Source organism: Acinetobacter sp. DSM 11652 (assembly GCF_900109815.1).
Classification (GTDB): Bacteria; Pseudomonadota; Gammaproteobacteria; order Pseudomonadales; family Moraxellaceae; genus Acinetobacter.
In genome coordinates, this window is the sequence record NZ_FOBK01000026.1 from 1 (window position 1) to 4,342 (window position 4,342).

Annotated in this window: 2 tRNA genes and 2 rRNA genes; all 4 read left to right on the forward strand. The window is 49.0% G+C overall.

From position 1 onward, the window contains the following. Positions 1 to 723, forward strand: a 16S ribosomal RNA gene (locus BMW42_RS14480); the annotation flags it as partial. 61 nt (positions 724 to 784) lie between these two features. Further along, a tRNA-Ile gene (locus BMW42_RS14485) sits at positions 785 to 861 on the forward strand. Between the two features lie 55 nt (positions 862 to 916). Beyond that, positions 917 to 992, forward strand: a tRNA-Ala gene (locus BMW42_RS14490). A 379-nt stretch (positions 993 to 1,371) separates the two neighbouring features. Beyond that, positions 1,372 to 4,263 (forward strand): 23S ribosomal RNA (locus BMW42_RS14495). Positions 4,264 to 4,342 lie beyond the last annotated feature (79 nt).

Genomic DNA, 4,342 nt, shown 5'->3' on the forward strand with positions numbered 1-4,342 from the left:
GTCTACTAGCCGTTGGGGCCTTTGAGGCTTTAGTGGCGCAGCTAACGCGATAAGTAGACCGCCTGGGGAGTACGGTCGCAAGACTAAAACTCAAATGAATTGACGGGGGCCCGCACAAGCGGTGGAGCATGTGGTTTAATTCGATGCAACGCGAAGAACCTTACCTGGTCTTGACATAGTAAGAACTTTCCAGAGATGGATTGGTGCCTTCGGGAACTTACATACAGGTGCTGCATGGCTGTCGTCAGCTCGTGTCGTGAGATGTTGGGTTAAGTCCCGCAACGAGCGCAACCCTTTTCCTTATTTGCCAGCGGGTTAAGCCGGGAACTTTAAGGATACTGCCAGTGACAAACTGGAGGAAGGCGGGGACGACGTCAAGTCATCATGGCCCTTACGACCAGGGCTACACACGTGCTACAATGGTCGGTACAAAGGGTTGCTACCTAGCGATAGGATGCTAATCTCAAAAAGCCGATCGTAGTCCGGATTGGAGTCTGCAACTCGACTCCATGAAGTCGGAATCGCTAGTAATCGCGGATCAGAATGCCGCGGTGAATACGTTCCCGGGCCTTGTACACACCGCCCGTCACACCATGGGAGTTTGTTGCACCAGAAGTAGGTAGTCTAACCGCAAGGAGGACGCTTACCACGGTGTGGCCGATGACTGGGGTGAAGTCGTAACAAGGTAGCCGTAGGGGAACCTGCGGCTGGATCACCTCCTTAACGAAAGATTGACGATTGGTAAGAATCCACAACAAGTTGTTCTTCATGACGATGTATCTGAGGGTCTGTAGCTCAGTTGGTTAGAGCACACGCTTGATAAGCGTGGGGTCACAAGTTCAAGTCTTGTCAGACCCACCACTACTGACGAAGCAATTCATACAGAAGAAAGATACATTGATCTAAATGATAAGCTGGGGACTTAGCTTAGTTGGTAGAGCGCCTGCTTTGCACGCAGGAGGTCAGGAGTTCGACTCTCCTAGTCTCCACCACGTATTCATTCGAATACGTAGTAAGCAAACGAGTTGATAGCTTATAGAGCTTAGTAATAAAGCTGTGTATACTGCACGCCTTGATTATTAAGCTCTGTGATTTATCACAGTTGACTGCGATCTGACGAAGACGTAGTGAATCATTAACAGCATATATTTGAGTTGAAATAATTTGTTCATACTCATAGAAAGAGCGGAAACGAGATAACGTAAGTTATTAAGTTGAAGTGATTGAAATGAGAACTAGCGAAATTAACTGAATCAAGCGTTTTGGTATATGAATTTGAATTGAAGCTGTACAGTGTTTAGATACACAGTACTTCAAACTGTAATGTTGAACGATCTACTTGTAGGATCGAACGACTGTTTGGGGTTGTATAGTCAAGTAATTAAGTGCATGTGGTGGATGCCTTGGCAGTCAGAGGCGATGAAAGACGTGATAGCCTGCGAAAAGCTCCGGGGAGGCGGCAAATATCCTGTGATCCGGAGATATCTGAATGGGGGAACCCACCTATCATAAGATAGGTATTGCAACATGAATACATAGTGTTGCAAGGCAAACGCGGGGAAGTGAAACATCTCAGTACCCGTAGGAAAAGAAATCAATTGAGATTCCCTCAGTAGCGGCGAGCGAAAGGGGAAAAGCCCATTAAGTTATGTAAGCTTTAGTGGAATGCTCTGGGAAGTGCAACCATAGTAGGTGATAGTCCTGTACACGAAAGGGCTTACATGATGATGTCGAGTAGGGCGGGGCACGTGAAACCTTGTCTGAATATGGGGGGACCATCCTCCAAGGCTAAATACTCCTGACTGACCGATAGTGAACCAGTACCGTGAGGGAAAGGCGAAAAGAACCCCTGTGAGGGGAGTGAAATAGATCCTGAAACCGCATGCATACAAGCAGTGGGAGCATCTTCGTGATGTGACTGCGTACCTTTTGTATAATGGGTCAGCGACTTACATTCAGTAGCAAGGTTAACCGAATAGGGGAGCCGTAGAGAAATCGAGTCTTAATAGGGCGTTTAGTTGCTGGGTGTAGACCCGAAACCAGGCGATCTATCCATGAGCAGGTTGAAGGTGAGGTAACACTTACTGGAGGACCGAACCCACTGTCGTTGAAAAGCCAGGGGATGACTTGTGGATAGGGGTGAAAGGCTAATCAAGCCTGGTGATAGCTGGTTCTCCCCGAAAGCTATTTAGGTAGCGCCTCGGACGAATACCATTGGGGGTAGAGCACTGTTTCGGCTAGGGGGTCATCCCGACTTACCAAACCGATGCAAACTCCGAATACCAATGAGTACTATCCGGGAGACAGACTGCGGGTGCTAACGTCCGTAGTCAAGAGGAAAACAATCCAGACCGCCAGCTAAGGTCCCTAAATCATAGTTAAGTGGGAAACGATGTGGGAAGGCATAGACAGCTAGGAGGTTGGCTTAGAAGCAGCCACCCTTTAAAGAAAGCGTAATAGCTCACTAGTCGAGTCGGCCTGCGCGGAAGATGTAACGGGGCTAAAACTATGTACCGAAGCTGCGGATTTGCAATTTATTGCAAGTGGTAGGGGAGCGTTCTGTAAGCCGATGAAGGTGGATTGAGAAGTCTGCTGGAGGTATCAGAAGTGCGAATGCTGACGTGAGTAACGATAAAACGGGTGAAAAACCCGTTCGCTGAAAGACCAAGGGTTCCAGTCCAACGTTAATCGGGGCTGGGTGAGTCGACCCCTAAGGCGAGGCCGAGAGGCGTAGTCGATGGGAAATTGGTTAATATTCCAATACTTCTGTGTAATGCGATGAGAGGACGGAGAAGGTTAAGTCAGCCTGGCGTTGGTTGTCCAGGTGGAAGATTGTAGGCATGTATCTTAGGCAAATCCGGGGTACTCTATGCTGAGAATCGATAGCAAGCTAGTTTACTAGCGAAGTGGCTGATACCATACTTCCAGGAAAAGTCTCTAAGCTTCAGTTACACAGGAATCGTACCCGAAACCGACACAGGTGGTCAGGTCGAGTAGACCAAAGCGCTTGAGAGAACTCTGCTGAAGGAACTAGGCAAAATGGTACCGTAACTTCGGGAGAAGGTACGCTGCCGGCGGTGATAGGACTTGCTCCTTGAGCTACTGGCAGCCTCAGAAACCAGGCCGCTGCAACTGTTTATTAAAAACATAGCACTCTGCAAACACGAAAGTGGACGTATAGGGTGTGATGCCTGCCCGGTGCTGGAAGGTTAATTGATGGGGTTAGCGTAAGCGAAGCTCTTGATCGAAGCCCCAGTAAACGGCGGCCGTAACTATAACGGTCCTAAGGTAGCGAAATTCCTTGTCGGGTAAGTTCCGACCTGCACGAATGGCATAATGATGGCGGCGCTGTCTCCAGCAGAGGCTCAGTGAAATCGAATTCGCCGTGAAGATGCGGTGTACCCGCGGCTAGACGGAAAGACCCCGTGAACCTTTACTGCAGCTTGACATTGAACTTTGATCTTACTTGTGTAGGATAGGTGGGAGGCTTTGAAGTAGAAACGCCAGTTTCTATGGAGCCGTCCTTGAAATACCACCCTGGTAATATTGAGGTTCTAACTCTGCTCCATTATCTGGAGCGAGGACCATGTCTGGTGGGTAGTTTGACTGGGGCGGTCTCCTCCTAAAGAGTAACGGAGGAGTACGAAGGTGCGCTCAGCGTGGTCGGAAATCACGCGTAGAGTATAAAGGCAAAAGCGCGCTTAACTGCGAGACCCACAAGTCGAGCAGGTACGAAAGTAGGTCTTAGTGATCCGGTGGTTCTGTATGGAAGGGCCATCGCTCAACGGATAAAAGGTACTCTGGGGATAACAGGCTGATACCGCCCAAGAGTTCATATCGACGGCGGTGTTTGGCACCTCGATGTCGGCTCATCTCATCCTGGGGCTGAAGCAGGTCCCAAGGGTATGGCTGTTCGCCATTTAAAGAGGTACGCGAGCTGGGTTTAGAACGTCGTGAGACAGTTCGGTCCCTATCTACCGTGGGCGTTGGAAATTTGAGAGGATCTGCTCCTAGTACGAGAGGACCAGAGTGGACGAACCTCTGGTGTACCGGTTGTGACGCCAGTCGCATCGCCGGGTAGCTATGTTCGGAAGGGATAACCGCTGAAAGCATCTAAGCGGGAAGCCTACCTCAAGATTAGATTTCCCAAGGACTTTATGTCCTCTAAAGAGCCGTTGAAGACTACAACGTTGATAGGTTGGATGTGGAAGTACGGTGACGTATGAAGCTGACCAATACTAATTACTCGTGAGGCTTGACTATACAACACCCAAACAGTTGGTGTTGTGGTTCAAATCATGACAAATAACTTGATTTAGTTAGATAAAACGCTAAACTGCAC